At 61.1% G+C, this 20,444-nt stretch carries 20 protein-coding genes; 7 read left to right on the top strand and 13 right to left on the bottom strand.

The features are described 5' to 3' along the window. Positions 1–43 precede the first annotated feature (43 nt). The 5 genes from CAF87_RS14870 to CAF87_RS14850 all read right to left on the bottom strand — a co-directional run bounded on the left by CAF87_RS14870 (position 44) and on the right by CAF87_RS14850 (position 6,174). Complete coding sequence (locus tag CAF87_RS14870; RefSeq protein ID WP_064597568.1) at positions 44–1,063, bottom strand: branched-chain amino acid aminotransferase; 1,020 nt, start codon at positions 1,061–1,063, stop codon at positions 44–46. 165 nt (positions 1,064–1,228) lie between these two features. After that, complete coding sequence (lpdA, locus tag CAF87_RS14865; RefSeq protein ID WP_085732067.1) at positions 1,229–2,602, bottom strand: dihydrolipoyl dehydrogenase; 1,374 nt, start codon at positions 2,600–2,602, stop codon at positions 1,229–1,231. A gap of 4 nt (positions 2,603–2,606) precedes the next feature. After that, the gene (locus CAF87_RS14860) at positions 2,607–3,878 is read right to left on the bottom strand and encodes a dihydrolipoamide acetyltransferase family protein (protein ID WP_085732066.1); all 1,272 of its coding nucleotides are present in this window, start codon (positions 3,876–3,878) and stop codon (positions 2,607–2,609) included. Beyond that, positions 3,879–4,937, bottom strand: coding sequence for an alpha-ketoacid dehydrogenase subunit beta (locus CAF87_RS14855; RefSeq protein WP_085732065.1), 1,059 nt, complete (start codon positions 4,935–4,937; stop codon positions 3,879–3,881). Position 4,938: 1 nt separating this feature from the next. Beyond that, positions 4,939–6,174 (bottom strand): 3-methyl-2-oxobutanoate dehydrogenase (2-methylpropanoyl-transferring) subunit alpha, encoded by a 1,236-nt coding sequence (locus CAF87_RS14850; RefSeq protein WP_085732064.1) that lies wholly within the window; start codon positions 6,172–6,174, stop codon positions 4,939–4,941. A gap of 185 nt (positions 6,175–6,359) precedes the next feature. Between CAF87_RS14850 and bkdR the strand changes: the two genes are divergently transcribed. Further along, on the top strand, positions 6,360–6,848 hold the full coding sequence (bkdR, locus tag CAF87_RS14845) for a Bkd operon transcriptional regulator BkdR (protein ID WP_007915088.1): 489 nt from the start codon (positions 6,360–6,362) through the stop codon (positions 6,846–6,848). 12 nt (positions 6,849–6,860) lie between these two features. Here the strand turns inward: bkdR and CAF87_RS14840 are convergent, their stop codons facing one another. Together CAF87_RS14840 and CAF87_RS14835 are read right to left on the bottom strand one after the other, a co-directional pair. Beyond that, positions 6,861–7,706 (bottom strand): tyrosinase family protein, encoded by an 846-nt coding sequence (locus CAF87_RS14840; protein ID WP_085732063.1) that lies wholly within the window; start codon positions 7,704–7,706, stop codon positions 6,861–6,863. Between the two features lie 127 nt (positions 7,707–7,833). Beyond that, positions 7,834–8,697, bottom strand: a complete 864-nt coding sequence (locus CAF87_RS14835) for an MBL fold metallo-hydrolase (RefSeq protein ID WP_085732062.1) — start codon at positions 8,695–8,697, stop codon at positions 7,834–7,836. Positions 8,698–8,796: 99 nt separating this feature from the next. Between CAF87_RS14835 and CAF87_RS14830 the strand changes: the two genes are divergently transcribed. The 3 genes from CAF87_RS14830 to CAF87_RS14820 are packed head-to-tail and all read left to right on the top strand — an operon-like array spanning position 8,797 to position 11,228. After that, on the top strand, positions 8,797–9,135 hold the full coding sequence (locus CAF87_RS14830) for a helix-turn-helix transcriptional regulator (protein WP_007952897.1): 339 nt from the start codon (positions 8,797–8,799) through the stop codon (positions 9,133–9,135). A 38-nt stretch (positions 9,136–9,173) separates the two neighbouring features. Further along, the gene (locus tag CAF87_RS14825; RefSeq protein ID WP_085732061.1) at positions 9,174–10,418 is read left to right on the top strand and encodes an FAD/NAD(P)-binding oxidoreductase; all 1,245 of its coding nucleotides are present in this window, start codon (positions 9,174–9,176) and stop codon (positions 10,416–10,418) included. A gap of 9 nt (positions 10,419–10,427) precedes the next feature. Beyond that, positions 10,428–11,228, top strand: a complete 801-nt coding sequence (locus tag CAF87_RS14820; protein WP_065258956.1) for a sulfite exporter TauE/SafE family protein — start codon at positions 10,428–10,430, stop codon at positions 11,226–11,228. Between the two features lie 44 nt (positions 11,229–11,272). On the opposite strand, the gene CAF87_RS14815 is transcribed toward CAF87_RS14820, so the two are convergent. Further along, positions 11,273–12,223, bottom strand: coding sequence for a polysaccharide deacetylase family protein (locus CAF87_RS14815; RefSeq protein ID WP_085732060.1), 951 nt, complete (start codon positions 12,221–12,223; stop codon positions 11,273–11,275). Between the two features lie 196 nt (positions 12,224–12,419). Between CAF87_RS14815 and CAF87_RS14810 the strand changes: the two genes are divergently transcribed. Together CAF87_RS14810 and CAF87_RS14805 are read left to right on the top strand one after the other, a co-directional pair. After that, positions 12,420–14,075: an MFS transporter gene (locus tag CAF87_RS14810; RefSeq protein WP_085732059.1), complete on the top strand. Its 1,656-nt coding sequence runs from the start codon at positions 12,420–12,422 to the stop codon at positions 14,073–14,075. Then, on the top strand, positions 14,072–15,214 hold the full coding sequence (locus tag CAF87_RS14805; RefSeq protein ID WP_085732058.1) for an HlyD family secretion protein: 1,143 nt from the start codon (positions 14,072–14,074) through the stop codon (positions 15,212–15,214). Before CAF87_RS14810 ends, CAF87_RS14805 begins: the two co-directional genes overlap by 4 nt. Before the next feature lie 2 nt (positions 15,215–15,216). Here CAF87_RS14805 and copD read toward each other — a convergent pair whose 3' ends face one another. From copD to CAF87_RS14790, 3 genes are read right to left on the bottom strand one after another with little or no spacing between them, the layout of a single operon-like run. Continuing rightward, positions 15,217–16,074 (bottom strand): copper homeostasis membrane protein CopD, encoded by an 858-nt coding sequence (copD, locus tag CAF87_RS14800; protein WP_085732057.1) that lies wholly within the window; start codon positions 16,072–16,074, stop codon positions 15,217–15,219. A 3-nt stretch (positions 16,075–16,077) separates the two neighbouring features. Beyond that, positions 16,078–16,440, bottom strand: coding sequence for a copper homeostasis periplasmic binding protein CopC (gene copC / locus CAF87_RS14795; RefSeq protein WP_085732056.1), 363 nt, complete (start codon positions 16,438–16,440; stop codon positions 16,078–16,080). A gap of 47 nt (positions 16,441–16,487) precedes the next feature. Next, positions 16,488–16,922 (bottom strand): GNAT family N-acetyltransferase, encoded by a 435-nt coding sequence (locus CAF87_RS14790; RefSeq protein WP_085732055.1) that lies wholly within the window; start codon positions 16,920–16,922, stop codon positions 16,488–16,490. Positions 16,923–17,069: 147 nt separating this feature from the next. Here CAF87_RS14790 and CAF87_RS14785 point away from each other — a divergent pair, with 147 nt between their 5' ends. Beyond that, positions 17,070–17,690, top strand: a complete 621-nt coding sequence (locus CAF87_RS14785) for a TetR/AcrR family transcriptional regulator (protein ID WP_007952885.1) — start codon at positions 17,070–17,072, stop codon at positions 17,688–17,690. A gap of 40 nt (positions 17,691–17,730) precedes the next feature. Here the strand turns inward: CAF87_RS14785 and preA are convergent, their stop codons facing one another. Further along, a complete protein-coding gene (gene preA / locus CAF87_RS14780; RefSeq protein WP_085732054.1) occupies positions 17,731–19,005 on the bottom strand; it encodes an NAD-dependent dihydropyrimidine dehydrogenase subunit PreA in 1,275 nt (424 codons plus the stop codon). Continuing rightward, positions 19,006–20,373: an NAD(P)-dependent oxidoreductase gene (locus CAF87_RS14775; protein WP_085732053.1), complete on the bottom strand. Its 1,368-nt coding sequence runs from the start codon at positions 20,371–20,373 to the stop codon at positions 19,006–19,008. Between the last annotated feature and the right edge of the window lie 71 nt (positions 20,374–20,444).

Genomic DNA, 20,444 nt, shown 5'->3' with positions numbered 1-20,444 from the left:
CATCGATCACTCGATGGGGGCTTTTGTGCATCTGGCCGTCAGATCAAACCTTGACGATCCAGCCAGCTGGCGCTTCGACGTCGCCGGTCTGTACACCGGTCAGCTCCTTGTAGAGCTTCTGGGTCACAGGGCCGACTTCGGTTTCGCTGTGGAACACGTGCAGGTGGTCGTTGTAGCTGATGCCGCCAATCGGGGTGATCACCGCAGCGGTACCGCAGGCGCCGGCTTCCTTGAAGTCCGACAGCTTGTCGATGAACACGTCGCCTTCGACCACTTCCAGGCCCAGACGGGACTTGGCCAATTCGATCAGCGACAGACGGGTGATGCCCGGCAGTACCGACGGCGAGTTCGGGGTCACGAACTTGTTGTCGTGGGTGATTCCGAAGAAGTTGGCCGAACCGACTTCCTCGATCTTCTTGTGGGTCAGCGGATCCAGGTAGATGGCGTCAGCAAAGTGCGCTTTCTTGGCCTGGGAGCCTGGCATCAGGCTGGCGGCGTAGTTGCCACCGACCTTGGCGGCACCGGTGCCTTGTGGCGCGGCGCGGTCGAAGGTGGAGATCTGGAAGTTGTGCGGGGTCAGGCCGCCCTTGAAGTAGGCGCCAACCGGAATCGCGAACACCGAGAAGATGAACTCAGGTGCGGTACGCACGCCGATGTTGTCTCCCACGCCGATCACGAAAGGACGCAGGTACAGCGCGCCGCCGGTGCCGTAAGGCGGGATGAAGCGCTCGTTGGCGCGAACCACTTGCTTGCACGCTTCGATGAACTGCTCGGTGGACACATGCGGCATCAGCAGGCGGGCGCAGCTGCGTTGCATGCGCGCGGCGTTCTGGTCCGGACGGAACAGGTTGATCGAGCCGTCCTTGCAACGATAGGCCTTCAGGCCTTCGAAGCATTGCTGGCCATAGTGAAGGGCAGTGGAGCCTTCGCTGATGTGCAGCACGTTGTCTTCGGTCAGGGTGCCTTTGTCCCACTCGCCGTTGCGAAAGTACGACAGATAGCGTTTGTCGGTCTTGATGTAGTCAAAACCCAGCTTGTCCCAGTTGATGCTTTCGTTACCCATGACACCCTCTATCACTGAACAACCGCCGAAGCGGTTCAAGGCTTCTGACGTTTTTTTGGATGGGCACAACAATACTTCATTCTTGAGCGGTTTCGCAGCCCGGGCGATGGGGGGAGCAGCAGATTTATTAGCCTGCTTATGAAAAAACTCCCCCGCATCGGGTTTTTACAGGTGCAACGCATGCCCGAGGGCACGCAACGCTGCTTCCTGCACCGCTTCACCCAGGGTCGGGTGCGCGTGAATGGTGCCGCCGATGTCTTCCAGTCGTGCGCCCATTTCCAGGCTTTGCGCGAACGCGGTCGACAGCTCAGATACCCCGACACCCACCGCCTGCCAGCCGACAATCACATGATTGTCACGACGGGCGACTACCCGCACGAAGCCGGTTTTCGATTCCAGGGTCATCGCCCGGCCATTGGCTGCGAACGGGAAGTTCGACACGATGCAATCCAGCCCCGCCGCCTTGGCTTCGTCCGGCGTCTTGCCGACGACCACCAGTTCCGGGTCGGTGAAGCACACGGCGGCGATGGCGGTCGGATTGAACTCGCGGGTCTTGCCGCTGATCAGCTCGGCAACCATCTCCCCTTGAGCCATGGCGCGGTGGGCCAGCATCGGCTCGCCGCTCAGGTCGCCGATGGCGTAGACGTTGCGCATGCTGGTCTGGCAGCGGCTGTCGATCTTGATCGCCGAGCCGTTCATGTCCAGGTTCAGCGCTTCAAGGTTCCAGCCCTGGGTATTGGGTTTGCGACCGACGGCCACCAGCACCTGATCGGTTTCCAGGTTCAAGGTGTCGCCGTTCGGATCGCGCACCTGCAACTTGCTGTCGAAACCCAACACGCTGTGCTTCAGGTACAGCTTCACGCCCAGTTGTTTCAGCGCTTCGTGCACCGGTTGGGTCAGTTCGGCGTCGTAGGCCGGCAGGATGCGATCCTGCGCCTCGACCACACTGACCTCGGCGCCGAGCTTGCGATAGGCAATGCCCAATTCCAGACCGATGTAACCGCCGCCAACCACGATCAGACGTTTCGGAATCGACTTCGGCGCGAGCGCCTCGGTGGACGAAATGATCGGCCCGCCAATCGGCAGGATCGGCAGATTGACGCTTTTCGAGCCGGTGGCCAGCACCAGGTGTTCGCAGTGGATGCGGGTGTCGCCGACTTCCACGGTCTTGCCGTCGATGACCTTGGCCCAGCCGTTGATGACCTGAACCTTGTTTTTCTTCAGCAATGCGGCGACGCCGGTAGTCAGGCGATCAACGATGCCGTCCTTCCACTCGACGCTTTTGCTGATGTCGAGGGTCGGTGCGGAAACACTGATGCCCAGTGCCGAATGCTGATTGTGGTGTTGAGTCTGGTGAAACTGCTCGGCCACATGAATCAGTGCTTTCGACGGAATGCAGCCGATGTTCAGGCAGGTACCGCCCAGCGATTCGCCCTCGACCAGAATGGTCGAAATGCCCAGTTGCCCGGCGCGAATGGCTGTGACGTAACCGCCAGGACCGCCACCAATAATCAGTAGCGTGGTGTTCAGAGTTTGCATGCCATCACTCCACAAACAGGGTCGCGGGTTGTTCGAGCAGACCACGAATGGCCTGGATGAAGAGCGCGGCGTCCATGCCGTCGACCACGCGGTGATCGAAGGAGCTGGAGAGGTTCATCATCTTGCGGATAACCACCTGGCCTTTGACGACCATTGGGCGTTCGACGATTTTGTTCACGCCGACGATGGCCACTTCCGGCAGGTTCAGCACCGGGGTGCTGACGATGCCGCCAAGGGCGCCGAGGCTGGTCAGGGTGATGGTCGAGCCAGAGAGCTCATCGCGGCTGGCCTTACCATTGCGCGCGGCGGTGGCCAGACGGGAGATTTCCGCCGCACTGTCCCACAGGCTGCGAGCCTCGGCGTGACGCACCACCGGCACCATCAGGCCGACATCGCTTTGGGTGGCGACACCGACATGCACCGCGCCCAGGCGAGTGATGACCTGGGCTTCGTCGTCGTAACGGGCGTTCATCTGCGGGAAGTCGCGCAGGGCGACGACCAGTGCGCGGACCAGGAATGGCAGCAGGGTCAGCTTGCCACGGCTGGCGCCATGTTTTTCATTCAGGTGGGCACGCAGTTCTTCAATCGCGGTGACGTCGATTTCTTCGACATAACTGAAATGTGCAGCACGCTGGGTGGCGTCCTGCATGCGCTGGGCAATCTTGCGGCGCATGCCGATCACTTGAATCTGTTCTTCATCGTTACGCTGGGCGTAAGCGGCGGCGACCGGCGCCGAAGCGTTCGACTGACCTTGCGTCAGATAAGCCTCGAGGTCTTCGTGCAACACGCGACCGGCCGGACCGGAACCGCGCACCAGACGCAGTTGGATGCCCAGATCCAGCGCATGCTTGCGCACGGCGGGCGAGGCCAGCGGACGCTCATCGGCTTCACGGGCAACCATCGGGCCCTGGCAAACCGGAGCCGTACGTGGCGCGGCGGGTTTGCTTTCAACGACCGCTTCAACTTTCGGTGCGACAGGTGCTTCCTTCGCTGCAACAGGCGCCGGTTTGTCGGACTCTTTCAGATTGCCCGCACCTTCAACCTCGATGCTGATCAGCACACTGCCGACCGCCATCACTTCACCCGGCTGACCGCCGAGTGCAATCACCTTGCCGTGGACCGGCGACGGAATGTCGACCATTGCCTTGTCGGTCATCACATCCGCCAGCACCTGATCTTCAACGACCAGATCGCCGACCTTGACGTGCCACTGCGACAGTTCAACTTCTGCGATGCCTTCGCCGATGTCCGGCATCTTGATAACGTGCGTGCCCATTCAGACCTCCATGACCCGTTTCAGCGCCGCGCCCACACGGGACGGCCCTGGGAAATACGCCCACTCCTGCGCATGCGGGTAGGGGGTGTCCCAACCGGTGACGCGTTCGATCGGCGCTTCCAGGTGGTGGAAGCAATGCTCTTGCACCAGCGCCACCAGTTCGGCGCCGAAGCCGCAGGTGCGGGTGGCTTCGTGAACCACCACGCAACGGCCGGTTTTCTTCACGGATTTGACGATGGTGTCCAGGTCCAGAGGCCACAGGCTGCGCAGATCGATGACTTCAGCATCGACGCCGGTTTCTTCGGCGGCGACTTGCGACACGTACACGGTGGTGCCGTAGGTCAGCACGGTGACGTCCTTGCCCGGACGGGCGATGGCGGCGACGTCCAGCGGCACGGTGTAGTAGCCATCCGGGACTTGTGCAGCCGGGTGTTTCGACCACGGGGTTACCGGACGTTCGTGGTGGCCGTCGAACGGGCCGTTGTACAGGCGTTTCGGCTCCAGGAAGATCACCGGGTCATCGTTTTCGATGGAGGCGATCAGCAGGCCCTTGGCGTCATACGGGTTGGACGGCATGACGGTGCGCAGGCCGCAGACCTGGGTGAACAGGGCTTCGATACTCTGGCTGTGGGTCTGGCCACCGTAGATGCCGCCACCGCAAGGCATGCGCAGGGTCATCGGCGCGGTGAATTCGCCGGCCGAGCGATAACGCAGGCGAGCCGCCTCGGAAATGATCTGGTCGTAGGCCGGGTAGACGTAGTCGGCGAACTGGATTTCCACTACCGGGCGCAGGCCGTAGGCGCCCATGCCCACGGCGGTCCCGACGATGCCGCTCTCGGAGATCGGTGCGTCGAACACCCGCGAGGTGCCGTACTTGGCTTGCAGGCCTTCGGTGCAACGGAACACGCCGCCGAAGTAGCCGACGTCCTGGCCGAACACCACCACATTGTCGTCACGCTCAAGCATCACATCCATGGCCGAGCGCAGGGCCTGGATCATGGTCATGGTGGTCGTGGTCATGGCGGTTTCCAACTGAATATTGTTGTTGTGGTCGTTCATGTCAGATCCCCAACTGCTGACGCTGGCGCTTCAAGTGCTCCGGCATCTCTTTGTAGACGTCTTCGAACATGGTCGCGGCGCTCGGAATCTGGCCGCCGGCGAGGGTACCGTACTGTTCGGCCTGTTTCTGTGCGGCAATCACCTCGGCTTCGAGCTCTGCACTGACGGCGGCGTGCTCTTCTTCCGACCAGTGGCCGACCTTGATCAGGTGCTGTTTCAGGCGGGCAATCGGATCGCCCAGCGGGAAGTGGCTCCAGTCGTCGGCAGGACGGTATTTGGACGGATCGTCGGAGGTCGAGTGCGGGCCGGCACGGTAGGTGACCCACTCGATCATTGTCGGGCCGAGGCCGCGGCGGGCGCGTTCGGCAGCCCAGGCGGAGGCTGAATAAACCGCGTAGAAATCGTTGCCATCCACCCGCAGCGAGGCGATGCCGCAACCGACGCCGCGTCCCGCGAAGGTGGTGGCTTCACCACCGGCGATGGCCTGGAAGGTCGAGATCGCCCACTGGTTGTTGACCACGTTGAGGATCACCGGCGCACGGTAGACGTGGGCGAAGGTGAGGGCGGTGTGGAAGTCCGATTCGGCGGTAGCGCCGTCGCCGATCCAGGCCGAGGCGATTTTGGTGTCGCCCTTGATCGCCGAGGCCATGCCCCAGCCCACGCCCTGGATGAACTGGGTGGCGAGGTTGCCGGAAATGGTGAAGAAACCCGCGTCCTTGACCGAGTACATGATCGGCAACTGACGTCCCTTGAGCGGGTCGCGCTCGTTGGACAGCAACTGGCAGATCAGGTCGACCAGCGGTACGTCGCGGGCCATCAGGATGCTTTGCTGGCGGTAGGTCGGGAAGCACATGTCGTCGGTGTTCAAGGCCAGGGCCTGGGCACTGCCGATGGCTTCTTCGCCAAGGCTCTGCATGTAGAACGACATTTTTTTCTGACGCTGGGCGACCACCATGCGGTTGTCGTAGATCCGGGTCTTGAGCATCGCGCGCATGCCTTTGCGCAGGATCTCGACCGGTACGTTCTCGGCCCATGGGCCAAGGGCGTTGCCCTGATCGTCGAGCACGCGGATCAGGCCACGGGCCAGGTCGGCGGTGTCGGCGGGTTCAACGTCAATGGAAGGTTTGCGCACCGTGCCGGCATCGGTCAGATGCAGGTAGGAGAAGTCGGTTTTGCAGCCTGGGCGGCCCGAAGGTTCAGGGACGTGCAGACGCAGCGGTTCATACGCTTGGGTCATGGCTTCTACGCTCGATCTTGTGAATTTCTTGTAGTGAGCTGGCAGTCATTCTTCGATAAAAGAAATCTTGTCCTACAACAATCATAGGCCCGGGCAAGAAGAATATTTCTCTCTGTTTCGTTGCGCTGGAGATCATTTGCAGATAGAAAATCTGCATAAACATAAAAAACAGGTGGTTTTGTCTCATGCGCAAACTGGACCGTACCGACATCGGCATTCTCAACAGCCTTCAGGAGAATGCGCGCATCACCAACGCCGACCTGGCCCGTTCGGTCAATTTGTCGCCGACACCGTGCTTCAACCGGGTCAAGGCGATGGAAGAACTGGGGCTGATCCGTGAGCAGGTGACCCTGCTGGATGCCGATCTGCTGGGGCTGCACGTGAACGTGTTCATTCACGTGAGCCTGGAGAAGCAGGTGGAGGAAGCGCTGCAGCATTTCGAAGAAGCGATTTCAGATCGCCCGGAAGTCATGGAGTGCTACCTGATGGCCGGCGACCCGGATTATCTGATCCGGGTGTTGGTGCCGACCATTCAGTCGCTCGAGCGTTTCATGATGGATTTTCTGACCAAAGTGCCGGGGGTGGCCAACATCCGCTCAAGCTTTGCGCTCAAGCAAGTGCGCTACAAAACGGCGCTGCCGTTGCCGGCGAACGGTTTGACATTGGGTAACTGAACCCGGTGCAGTTCACAGGTATTCATACCGATAACCGAGTTCTTCCGTAAAAAGTGCCTGCTGAACGGTAAAGCTCTGGGGCCAGGGCGCGAGTTCGTTATCCGGGTGAAAGACCAGTGTCGATTCACTCAGGTCGACAAACGGGAAGGACTGGATATTGGGGTGTTGCCGTTTCCAGCGCTCCCACAGCAGGTCCAGATGGCAATGGTGCAGAAAGAACAGCGGGTCGTTGGGAGAAGAGGCTTCCATCATGTTGCCGCCAATCCACGCGTGCACTGGATTGTGCAATTCGTTCTCTGAAATGTTTTCCCAGCCACCCGATTCCATCCAGTAGGGTGTTCTATTCAGGGCCGAGATGATGGCTTCCTGAGTCGGCAAAGCACCAGCAGCCCCCAGATCGCGACGCAAGGCAGCGCTACCGGTTCCCTCGTCCCATACAGACACGATGAATGCCGACTGGTTATTGGAAAAAGGGCCGGTCGTTACCTGTTGGTTCTGGGTGTTGTCGCCATTGCCGCCCATGAAGTTCGAGGTGAACGGGTTGTCGGTTCCGCTGATTTGCCAGTTCCAGTACGGCAAGGTGATCCGAGGATCATCGACGGCGGACTGCAGAGCCAGCTCGAACTGGCGGATCAGTACACGGTGCCATGGATAAAACAGGGGACTCTGGTGCGGGTTGGGGACGAGCGGATTACCGCGCCCCATCGAATTCTTGTGTATCTGGACAAAGTCATCGTAGCGGCTCTGCAGACCGGGGCGCAGCACACTGTTAACGTTGTTTTTCAACCTCAGCACCGCTTCGATGAAGGCGGACTTCTCTTGCGGCGACATATCTCGGTGGTTACGGCGAATATCCATATTGCCAAATCTCCATTGGTTGATTGCCCAATGAAGTCTGCCTGCTGGCCGAGATTACGCCCAGTTCATGGCATCCGACGCGACAGGTGCGAAATCCGTTGTTCCCGGTTCCTTGACTGAATTTTTCCTACACAGAGTTGATGGGAATCTTCAGGTAGACAACGCCATTGCCTTCCGCCGGCGGCAGATTCCCCGCCCGTACGTTCACCTGAATCGCCGGCAGCAGCAGGGTCGGCATGCCTAACCCCGAATCACGTTTGGTGCGCATTTCGACAAAAGCGTTTTCGTCGATGCCGTCATGCACATGGATATTGCTTTTGCGTTGTTCGCCGACGGTGGTCTGGCATTGCGATTCCCGACCTTGCGGCGGGTAGTCGTGACAGACATAGAGCTTCACGCTGGCGGGGAAAGCCAGCAGTTTATGGATCGAATGGAACAGTTGATGGGCGTTGCCACCGGGAAAGTCGCAACGGGCGGTGCCCACGTCGGGCATTAACAGTGTGTCGCCGACCAGGATTTGCTCGCCATCGATCAGGTAGGCCATGTCCGCCGGTGTGTGGCCGGGAACGTGCAAAGCGGTCGCCTTGAGATTGCCGATCCTGAACGACTCGTTCGGTGCGAACAGGTGATCGAACTGTGAGCCGTCGACACGAAATTCCGGCTCGAGGTTGAACAGAGCCTTGAACACGTTCTGCACTTTGCTGATCGATTCGCCGATGGCGATCTTGCCGCCCAGCTCGCGGCGCAGGTAGGGCGCGGCGGACAGGTGATCGGCGTGGGCGTGGGTTTCCAGCAACCACTGCACTTGCAGATGGTGGGCGCGAACGAAGGCAATGATTTTGTCTGCCTGGGCCGTGCAGGTGCGGCCGGCGGCAGCGTCGTAGTCGAGCACCGGATCGACGATTGCGCACTGTCCGCCATCGGCCTCGTAGACCACGTAGCTGTAGGTCGAGGAGGCGGGGTCGAGGAAAGCTTCAATCAGCGCGGGCATGGACAGGGTCCTGTGCAGAGGGATGGAAAGTCAGGGTTGCAACACTTTATGTAAACACATAATGTCCGCAGCTTAAGTGACGTTGAAGGCATCCTGCAAATGCAATCCAGTCTGACCGAATGTGAAGTCGCCCAACTTCGGGCCTCGGCCTCCAAGGCCTGTTCGCTGCTCAAGGCCCTGGCCAACGAGGACCGGCTGCTGATCCTGTGCCAGTTGACCCAGGGCGAACGCAATGTCGGCGAGCTGGAGAAAATGACCGGCGTGCGCCAGCCGACCTTGTCCCAGCAATTGGGCATCCTGCGTGATGAAGGGCTGGTCGCGACCCGTCGTGAAGGCAAGTACATTTTTTACGGCCTCGCCAGTCATGAAGTCATCCAGGTGATGAAAACCCTGTCCGGACTCTACTGCGGAGCCGTGCTCAAAAGCTGGGCGCAATAGACCCGGCTATCCTTGCGTGCAGCAATAAGGAACAAGCAATGAACGATCAACACTGGGGCCCATCCATCAGTGCGGACATCGTGGTCATCGGCGGCGGCACTGCCGGTATCGGCTTTGTCGCGAGCCTGCTAAAGCGCGATCCCGGCCTGAAAATCACGGTGATCGAGCCGAGCACCCTGCATTACTACCAGCCGGCGTGGACCCTGGTCGGCGGTGGCGCGTACGACGCCAAAGACACCGCCCGACCGATGAACAAGGTCATGCCGCGTCAGGCCACCTGGATTCAGGCGGCTGTGACCGCTATCGATCCCGACCAGCGTCGTCTCAACCTCAACGATCAACGCACCGTCACCTATCAGAACCTGATCGTCTGCCCCGGCTTGCGCCTGGCCTGGGAGAAAATCGAAGGCTTGCAGGAAAATCTCGGCCAGCACGGCGTGACGTCCAACTACAGCTATCACCACGCGCAATACACCTGGGATCAGGTACAGAAACTGCGCGGCGGCAAGGCGCTGTTCACTCAGCCGGCGATGCCGATCAAATGCGCGGGCGCCCCGCAAAAGGCGCTGTACCTGTCCTGCGATCACTGGATCAAGAAAGGCGTTCTGAACAAGGTCGAGGTTGAATTCAATCTGGCCGGCGCGGCATTGTTCGGCGTGGCGACGTTCGTGCCGCCACTGATGAAGTACATCGAGAAGTACAACGCCCGCCTGTCGTTCAACGCCAACCTGGTGAAGGTTGACGGCCCGGCGAAAACCGCCTGGTTCGAGGTCAAGGACGCCGATGGCAACGTCACTCAGGTGGCCAAGACCTTCGATCTGCTGCACGTCGTCCCGCCACAGGTTTCCCCGGACTTCATCGCACAAAGTCCGCTGGCCGACGCCGCCGGCTGGTGCGAGGTCAACCCGCACAGCCTGCAACATCCGCGTTATCCGGAGGTGTTCGCGCTCGGCGATATCTGCAACACCACCAACGCGAAAACCGCTGCTGCCGTGCGCAAGCAGGTCGTGGTGGTCGCCGAGAACCTGCTGGCCCAGCGCAAGTCTCTGGCACCGCCGCTGAAGTACGACGGCTACGGTTCCTGCCCGCTGACGGTGGAGAAGGGCAAGGTGATCCTCGCCGAGTTCGGCTATGGCGGTAAGTTGCTGCCGACCTTTCCCCTCGACCCGACCGTGCCGCGCCGTTCCGCGTGGTGGCTGAAGGCTTCCCTGCTGCCGTGGTTCTACTGGAACGGCATGCTCAAGGGCCGTGAGTGGTTGACGAGTCTGTCCAAAGTCGACTGAGAACTCCCTATGTTGCTGGCAAGTCTGTTTGGCGTGGTGATGGGATTGATCCTCGGGCTGACCGGGGCCGGTGGCGGGATTCTCGCGGTGCCGGCGCTGGTGCTTGGTCTGGGCTGGACGATGACGCAAGCGGCGCCGGTCGCGCTGTTCGCCGTGGGCAGTGCGGCGGCGGTCGGGGCCATCGATGGTTTGCGTCATGGACTGGTGCGCTACCGCGCGGCGCTGTTGATCGCCGCACTCGGGGCGGTATTTTCGCCGCTGGGCATCTACTTCGCGCACCAGTTGCCGGAGAAGGTCCTGATGATCCTCTTCAGCCTGCTGATGGTGATGGTGGCCTGGCGCATGCTGCGCCGCGAACGCCAGCAAGAGGGGCCGAGCGATCATGGTCACGCCAGTTGGGGCCAGAAGAACTGCATGCTCAATGAACAGACCGGCCGGTTCGACTGGACTGCCAAATGCACCGCAACCCTTGCGGCACTGGGGGCGGTCACCGGTGTGGTGTCCGGACTTCTCGGCGTCGGCGGCGGGTTCCTGATCGTGCCGGCCTTCAAGCAACTGACCGATGTGCAGATGCGCGGCATCGTCGCCACGTCGCTGATGGTGATCAGCCTGATTTCCGCTATCGGTGTGATCGGTGCGTTTCATGCCGGGGTGCGGATCGATCATTTGGGCGCGGCGTTTATCGTGGCCAGCATTGTCGGCATGATCATCGGGCGCAAACTTTGCGCGCGAGTACCGGCGAGGACATTGCAGGTGGGATTCGCCAGTGTGTGCCTGGTGGTTGCGGCTTATATGCTGCTGCGGGCGTGAGTCGTCAAGCAGAAAAAATCGCAGCCTTGGCTGCGATTTTTTTGTCACTGGTTGTACGCCGCCTCGGTGTTGTCGATCAGCGGGTTTTTCTCGGTCAGCACCACCTGGGCAATCTGATCCTTGCGCATGAATTTCACCTTCGGATGTGACTGCGCATAGCGGATAAAGCGCTCCATCGCCTCGACCATCGCCGGTGTGCCGCCGATGCGGTCGTGCAGACTCACCGACATCATCCGCCGTTTGCTCGCGCCTTCGGCGTAGAGGCGATCGAATTCCAGCACCAGTTGCTGATAAAACTGCTCGGCGGAGAAGTGCCGGCCTTCGATCAGCACAATGTCGTTGTTGCGCAGGGTATAGGGCACCACGGCGAATTTTCGTCCACGGACCATGGTCACGAAGGGCTCATCGCGGCTGACATCATCGATGTGGTAGGTGAAATTCAGATCCTGCAACACCTTCAGCGTGTTGGGGCTGCGCCGCAGCCAGTTGGCGTTGTAGCCGACCGAACGCTGGCCGGTGATTTTTTCCACCGCCGCGACGCCGTCGCCGATGAACTGTTTTTCCTGGGCGTAGTTCATGTTGTACGAATCGGCCCAGCGCATGCCATGGGCTGCCAGTTCATGGCCGCGCTCGGCAATCGCCTTGGCCAGTTCCGGGTGCTTGAGCGCCGCTTCACCGACCACGTGGGAGGTGACCTTGATGCCGGTGCGATCCCACAGATCTAGCATGCGCCACAGGCCTTCCTTGTAGCCGTAATCGAACCAGGTCTGCGCCGGCAAGTCCGGATAACCTTTGGGCAGCGGCGTGCCGGAGAACGGACTTTCAGCGCCCTCGGGCTGGCCGCCGGTTTCGAATTGCATCGACACTGAAATCACCAGTTGCGAGCCATCCGGCCACGGGCGTTCCTGGGCGAAGACGAGGGCGGGCAGCAACAGGGTGGCTGCCAGCAGATTTTTCAGCAGACGCGGGGAGCGTTGCCAGCGGGAAGTGGTCATAACGGGCACCTTGCAGGTTGAGAAGTGCGGCAAGGTTGGCATCCGCTACGCTTGGGAAAAATCCGCTGCGGGCGAGATGACCTTTAAACAAAATTTACGAATCCACCACTGACCTGTGGGAGCAAGCTCCCACAGGGATATGTGTTTGACTGCAGATTTGCGGCACACTCAAGCCATCACCGTACAAGGCCTTTCCATGGATCGATACGCCCCGCGCAACTGGCAGCCTCACGAGAAGCCCAGTCTGCCCGGATCCCCCTCGACGCCGCTGCACTCCAACCCCAAGCGTCTGGCCTATGCGCTGGTCGGGTTGCTGGTGGCGTTGACGGGCGGATTGGGCAATTCGCTGGTGGTCGCCAACCTGCCTTATCTGCAAGGCGCACTCGGGGCGACCACGGCGGAGATGGCCTGGCTGCCGGCGGCGTATGTGATGACCAACGTGTCGATGAACCTGCTGCTGGTGAAGTTTCGCCAGCAGTTCGGTCTGCGGGCGTTCACCGAGGTGTTTTTGGTGCTGTACGCGCTGGTGACCTTCGGGCATCTGTTTGTCAATGACCTGAATTCGGCGGTGGCCGTGCGTGCGGCTCACGGCATGGTCGGCGCGGCGTTGAGTTCGCTGGGCCTGTATTACATGGTGCAGGCGTTTCCGGCCAAGTGGCGGATGAAGGCGTTGGTGCTGGGTCTGGGCACGTCGCAACTGGCGTTGCCGCTGGCGCGGCTGTTTTCCGAAGACCTGCTGCAGATTGCCGAATGGCGCGGCCTGTACTTGTTTGAACTGGGCATGGCGCTGTTGTCGCTGGGCTGCGTGTTGATGCTCAAGCTGCCGCCGGGTGACCGCTTCAAGACCTTTGAACCCCTCGATTTCCTGACCTTCGCGATCCTCGCCAGCGGCGTGGCCTTGCTGTGCGCAGTGCTGTCCCTCGGCCGGATCGACTGGTGGTTCGAAGCACAATGGATCGGCATTGCCCTCGCTGCGTCGATTGCCCTGATCCTCGCGGGACTGGCCATCGAGCACAACCGCAGCAACCCGATGCTGATGACCCGCTGGCTCGGCAGCGGTGTGATGATCCGCCTGGCACTGGCGGTGATCCTTATTCGCATGGTGACCTCGGAGCAGTCCACCGGCGCCGTGGGTTTCATGCAAAACCTGAACATGAGCAGCCAGCAACTTCATAGCCTGTATGTCGTGATGCTGATCGGCAGCGTCGCCGGGCTGTTGACCAGTGCGCTGACCATCGACCCGAAACACCTGCTGATGCCGCTGATCGTCTCGCTGGCGTTGATGGCCACCGGTTCGATCATCGACAGTTCCTCGAACAACCTGACTCGCCCGGAAAACCTGTATTTCAGCCAGTTCCTGCTGGCCTTCGGCAGTACCTTTTTCCTCGGCCCGACCATGGTCCTCGGCACGCGCAACGTGCTGACCAACCCGCGCAATCTGGTGAGCTTTTCGGTGTTGTTCGGGATCTGCAACAACCTTGGCGGCCTGATCGGCGCGGCGTTGCTGGGTACGTTCCAGATCGTTCGCGAGAAGTTTCATTCCAGCCATATCGTCGAGCAACTGGTGCTGTCCGACCCGTTGGTGGCCGCCCGGGTGCAGAGCGGCGGTTCGGCGGTCGGCTCCCTGATAGCGGACCCGAGCCTGCGCAACCTGCAAGGCATTCGCAGCCTGGCCAACGCCGCCACCCGCGAGGCCAACGTACTGGCCTATAACGATGTGTTCATGCTGATCGCGGTGATCGCGATCCTCACCATGATCTGGATTTCCATCCGTGCGCTATGGCTGATCAGCACCACCAAAGCCGTCGCCCCGACACCTTCCGTATCTTCCAGCGGTGCCACTTCTTCATGACCGAACCGACCACCACGACAACCAATGCCATTGCCGCCACGCCTGAAGGTGTGGCACCGCCGTCATCGCCGAACACCGAGCCGCGCTCGTTGCGTGTGCGGATCATCTCGTCGTTGGGCTTTGCCGCGATTGCCATCGTCGGCGTGCTGATCGTGCTGTATGCGTGGCAGTTGCCGCCGTTCAGCAGTGCATTCGAAACCACTGAAAACGCCTTGGTGCGGGGGCAGGTGACGATCATCGGCCCGCAGCTCAGTGGTTATGTCTATGAAGTGCCGGTGCAGGATTTCCAGTTCGTGAAGGCCGGCGATCTGCTGGTACGTCTCGATGACCGGATTTATCAGCAGCGTCTCGACCAGTCGCTGGCGCAACTGGCGGTGCAGAAAGCCGCGTTGGCCAATGTGGTGCAACAACGCAACAGCGCCGAGGCAACCATCAAACTGCGGCAGGCGGTGGTGGCCGACAGCGAGGCGCAGTTGCGCAAAAGCGAGGCTGACCTGCGCCGCAACAGCGCGCTGGTCAACGATGGCTCGGTGTCCAAACGCGAGATGGACGTGGCGCTGGCCGCCAACGCGCAAAGCATTGCGTCTGTAGCGCAGGCCAAGGCCAATCTGGAAATCGCCCGGCAGGATCTGCAAACGGTGATCGTCAATCGCGGCTCGCTGGAGGCCGCCGTGGCCAGTGCCGAGGCCACCGTGCAACTGGCGCGGATCGACCTGTCCAACACCCGCATCATTGCCCCGCGTGACGGCCAGCTCGGGCAGATCGGCGTGCGCCTCGGTGCCTACGTCAATTCCGGGGCACAACTGATGGCGCTGGTGCCGGACCAGAAGTGGGTGATCGCCAACATGAAAGAGACCCAGATGGACAACGTGCGGGTCGGGCAACCGGTGAGCTTCACCGTCGATGCGCTGAACCACCGCAAATTCACCGGCCACGTTCAGCACATCTCGCCCGGCACCGGTTCGGAGTTCGCGTTATTGCAGGCCGACAACGCTACCGGCAACTTCGTGAAGATCGCCCAGCGGGTACCGGTGCGAGTGACCATCGATCCGGACCAACAGGAAATCGAGCGTTTGCGGCCGGGAATGTCGGTGGTGGTCAGCATCGATACGGCGAAGGGTGATACTCAGAAACACTGACGTCAGGCAGCGATCATCGGAGGCAGGGTGCCGAGCACGGAAACCGCCGCCACGGCGCCGATCCCCAGCAACCATTCGAGCATCACGCTGCGCTTGAGGGTGTCGACGCGCTGTTCGCAATCACGGATGCGCAAGCGATTGAACAGCGCCAGCCCAAGCATTCCGAGCACCAGCAAGGCCTTGATCAGCAGGATCAGGGCGAATCCCGAGAACAACGGCGTCGGCCACCACTGACCGGTGAGGACGCGCACGTTGATCAATCCGGTGATCAGCAGACCGGCAACCAACCCGTAGCCAACCCCGCTGAAGTGCTGCAAGACGTAGCGCACCGTTTCGCCGGACTGGCGCAGGATCATCACCAGCATCAACAGCCCGCCGAGCCAGGCACCGACACAGGTCAGATGAATCACTTGATTGAGGATCAACATCTGGCCGCTGAAACCGTCGAGCATCGCCCCGTGTCCGACCGGTGCCAGCGTCATCAGCAGCAACGCACTCAGGCCCAGCCGCAATGGTTGGTTCGAACGCCACGGGGTAAACAGCAACGCCAGCAACAATGCATTGATCAGCAGATGCCAGCGCCACACCTGACCGAAAAACGTATGGCCCAGCACCAGCTCGATGGTGGCCGGATCGAATGCCGCAGCAGCCGAACCGGCCATGCTCGCGGTGATCAGCAACGCCCAGGCGACGCCGCTGACCAGCGCGACCGCCGCCAACCAGCGAGCCAGCCGCGCCAGGTGTCGATCCAGTGCCGGCGTTTCACCCTTGAGCAGCAGCGGCCGGAACAGCCAGGCCCCGAACAGCATCAACACCACGATGAAATGCAGGAACCGGCACAACACCAGCGCGTCACTCATGAATTACTGGCCAACCTTGAACTGATAGGCGCCTTCGCTCTTGTGCGTGTCGACGGATACGGCGTGCCATTCGACCTTGTATTCGCCCGCGGTCAGCGGTGCTTCGGGGGTGACGATCAGGGTCTTCTTGTCACCTTCGGTGGTCAGCGGTTTGACCGCCACCGGCTTGCCGTCGTGGGTCACGGTGACTTTGGTGAAGCTGGCTTCGACGCCTTCGGAAAACACCAGACGCAGATCCGTCGGTGCCGCGACGGTGCTGTCGGCGCCCGGGGTCTGGCTTTTCAGATGGGCGTGGGCGAAGGCCTGGGAAGTGACAACCAGCGAAGCCAGCAGCGCGCCAGCGGTGAACAGGTTTTTCATCGACATGGAAAGATTCCCTTCAGTGAAATGGCGGGCTGAGTATAGAACCTGGATCACAAGGCTTTCAGGCGCATGTGAATGACCGGAAACGGCCGGCCTTCGCCGTCGAGTGCCGAGCGGCCGATGTCTTCGAATCCGTAGTGCCGGTAGAAGCCGTGGGCCTGTGGGTTCTGTTCGTTGACGTCGACCTTCAGCAGCGGGCGGCGGACGTGGTCGAGCAAGCGCCGGCCGATCCCCTGGCCACACCGGGCCGGGTCGATGAACAGCATCTGCACGGTGTCGTCGTCGGTGGCGATGAAGCCTGCCGGGGAGTGGTCGGGGTTCTCGAAAACCTGCACATCCAGGGCGGGCAGGTAGGTGTCACGCACCAGCGGGAACAGCCGGTGGATGTCGTCTTCCGGGAGGAAATCATGGGTGGCGCGGACCGAGCGCTCCCATAGCGCGGCGAGTTGCGGATCATCCGCAGCGATGCGCTTTCGAATGGTCATGGACAGGATCCTTCAGTGTCTGACGGGGAGAAGGAGGGCGATCCTAAACCAGAAAAAAGCCCAAGTGTGTGAAGAATCGTTCTCGGCTGTCGCCCCTTGCCCAGAGCGGATGCTAGTCTTCAACAACGTTGTCTTCAGGGAGCCCTCATGGGCAATCACAAGATCGAAATCCGCCGCACCAACGTCGACAAGATTCTGCTGGCGGCGGAAAAAGTCTTCGCCGAAAAAGGTTTCGGTGGCACCGCCATGGCGGACATCGCTGCTGAAGTGCAGCTGCCGCGATCCAACCTGCATTACTACTTTTCAACCAAGAGCGAGTTGTACAGCGCCGTGCTGTTCGACCTGCTGGAGGTGTGGAAGCAGGACGCGCTGTGCTTCGAGATGTTCGACGATCCGCGCGTGGTGCTCAGCAGCTACATCCGCGCCAAGATGAATCACTCGCGCAGCCGGCCCTACGGCTCGAAAGTCTGGGCCAACGAAATCATCCACGGCGCGCCGACCCTGGGCGAGGCGCTGGATGTCAGCCTGTACGACTGGGCGAAGATGAAAGAGGCGAAGATCCGGCAGTGGGTGGAGGACAAGCGGATTCTACCGGTGGAACCGTCGAGCCTGCTGTACATGATCTGGGCGTCGACCCAGCACTATGCCGACTTTGATCATCAGGTGAATATCCTGAATGAGCATCAGCCGTTGTCGGACATGCAGTTCGAGCGGGCGGTACAGACGGTGACGAGTGTGATTTTGCGGGGGATCGGGTTGGAGCCTTGATCGATCGTTCCCACGCATCGACGTGGGAACGATCTGTGACTCAGGCACTTACATGGTAGGGATTTCTCGGATCATGATTCCAGTCCAGAAACGGCTTGCCCGTTTCCATCGGCACCATCTCGATACAGTCCGCCACCGGGCAGGTGATCTGGCACAGATTGCACCCCACACACTCATCATCGATCACTTCATATTTGTGCGTGCCATCGGCCTGTTTCAGGCTGCTGATCGCCTGGTGTGAAGTGTCCTCGCAGGCAATGTGGCAACGCCCGCAACCGATGCACGCTTGCTGGTCGATCTTCGCAATCACCTGATAATTGATGTCCAGGTACTTCCAGTCCGTGGTATTGCCTACCGCGCGCCCGGAAAACTCGGCGATGCTGGCGTAACCCTGACTGTCCATCCAGCGCGACAAGCCGTCTTTCATCTCATCGACAATCCGGAAACCATGCAGCATCGCCGCCGTGCACACCTGCACCGCGCCGCTGCCCAGTGCGATGAACTCCGCCGCATCGCGCCAACTGCCGATGCCGCCGATGCCGCAGATCGGCAGGCCCTGGGTCTGCGGATCACGGGCGATTTCCGCGACCATATTCAGCGCGATCGGTTTGACCGCCGAGCCGCAATAACCGCCGTGGGTGCTTTTGCTGCCGACGGTGGGCAGGGCGACCATGTGTTCCAGATCGACGCTGGTAATCGAGTTGATGGTGTTGATCAGCGACACCGCATCGGCACCACCTCGGTGTGCGGCGCGGGCGGCGACGCGGATGTCGGTGATGTTCGGTGTGAGTTTGACGATCACCGGCAGCGAGCAATAGGTCTTGCACCAGCGCGTGACTTGCTCGACGTACTCCGGCACCTGACCGACCGCCGCGCCCATCCCGCGTTCGGGCATGCCGTGGGGGCAACCGAAGTTCAGCTCGATGCCGTCGGCGCCGGTGGCTTCCACCAGTGGCAGGATGTGTTTCCACGACTCTTCGACGCAGGGCACCATCAGCGACACGATCAGCGCGCGATCCGGCCAGTCCTTTTTCACCTGAGTGATTTCCCGCAGGTTGATCTCCAGCGAGCGGTCGGTGATCAGTTCGATGTTGTTGATGCCCAGCACTTCGCGGTTGTTGCCGTAATGCGCCGAGTAGCGCGAGGACACGTTGACCGCCGCCGGGTCTTCACCCAGGGTTTTCCAGACCACGCCGCCCCAGCCCGCCTCGAAGGCGCGCACCACGTTGTAGGCCTTGTCGGTCGGCGGCGCGGAGGCCAGCCAGAACGGGTTGGGGGCTTTGATTCCGGCGAAGACAATCGAAAGATCGGCCATTTACGCAGCCTCCACGTTGAGCATCAGTTGAGCGTTGATCGCCTCGGCGGCGCGCTTGCCGTGTTGCACCGCTTGCACGGTCAGGTCCTGATCGAGGCTGGTGCAGTCGCCGCCGGCGTACACACCTGGAATGCTGGTGCGCAGGTTTTCATCGACCTGAATCCGTTCTCCCTGACGTTTCAGCTCACGGGCCAGCGGGTCGGCGAGGGCGCTGCCGTCGAAGGCCTGGCCGATGGCTTTGAAGATCGCGTCGGCGGCCAGCTCGAAGGTCTCGCCAGTGGTTTGCAGGCGACCTTCCACTAGATGGGTACGGGCGAAACGCATCCCGCGCACCTTGCCTTGAGCATCGAGCAGCACTTCGTCTGGTTGCGCCCAGGTCAGCAGCCGCACCTGATTGGCCTTGGCGATGTCCTGCTCATGGCCGGTGGCGCCCATGTCCGCCGCACCACGGCGATAAACCAGGTTGACGTCGCGGGCACCGAGGCGGGCCATTTGCACGGCCATGTCGATAGCGGTGTTGCCGGCGCCGAGGACGATGCAGTGCTCGGCCAGCGGCAGTTGCGACAGGTCGTCGGCCTGACGCAGCTCGCGGATGTAGTCGGTGGCAGCGAGCAGGCCAGGCGCGTCTTCGTGGGCCAGGCCGAGTTGTTTGCTCGCATTGAGGCCGAGACCGAGGAACACCGCGTCGAATTGCTGATGCAGTTCGCTCAAGGTCAGGTTTTCACCGAGTTTCTGGCCATGGCGGATTTCGATGCCGCCGATTTGCAGGAGGAAATCCAGCTCTTTCTGCGCGTAGTCGTCGACCAGTTTGTACTTGGCGATTCCGTATTCGTTGAGCCCGCCAGCCTTTTCCCGCGCTTCGAAAATCACCACGTCGTGACCGTGCATGGCGCTGCGATGGGCACAGGACAGCCCCGCCGGGCCGGCACCGACCACGGCGATGCGTTTGCCAGTAGCGGCGGAGCGCTGAAACGGATGCTCGGTAAAGTGCGCGTTGTCCACGGCGTAGCGTTGCAGCAAGCCAATCAGCACTGGCGCGCATTCATGGGCGTTGTTGCGCACGCAGGCTTGCTGGCAAAGGATTTCGGTCGGACAGACCCGGGCGCAACTGCCGCCGAGGATATTTGCCGAGAGGATTTTCTGCGCCGCACCCTGCACGTTGTCCTGATGGATATTGCGGATGAACGACGGGATATCGATCTCGCTCGGGCACGCATTCACGCACGGCGCGTCGTAGCAATACAGGCAGCGCGAGGCTTCCAGATGCGCCTGACGGTCGTTGAGCGGCGGCGCCAGATCGGTGAAATGGCCGGCGAGGGCGGCCGCACTTTCGTGCGGGTGCGGGAGATGGTTCAGGGTCTCGATCACGGTTTTTTGCCTCACGGTTATTTGAGGTTTTCTGCCTCTGTCGGGCAGTGGTTTGATCGTTCAGCTTGGGA

The sequence above is a fragment of the Pseudomonas sp. R38(2017) genome, from assembly GCF_002112395.1.
In the GTDB taxonomy this organism is placed as follows: domain Bacteria; phylum Pseudomonadota; class Gammaproteobacteria; order Pseudomonadales; family Pseudomonadaceae; genus Aquipseudomonas.
Note: the sequence above shows the minus strand (reverse complement) of the source record. Positions and strands in the feature narration are given on the sequence as shown.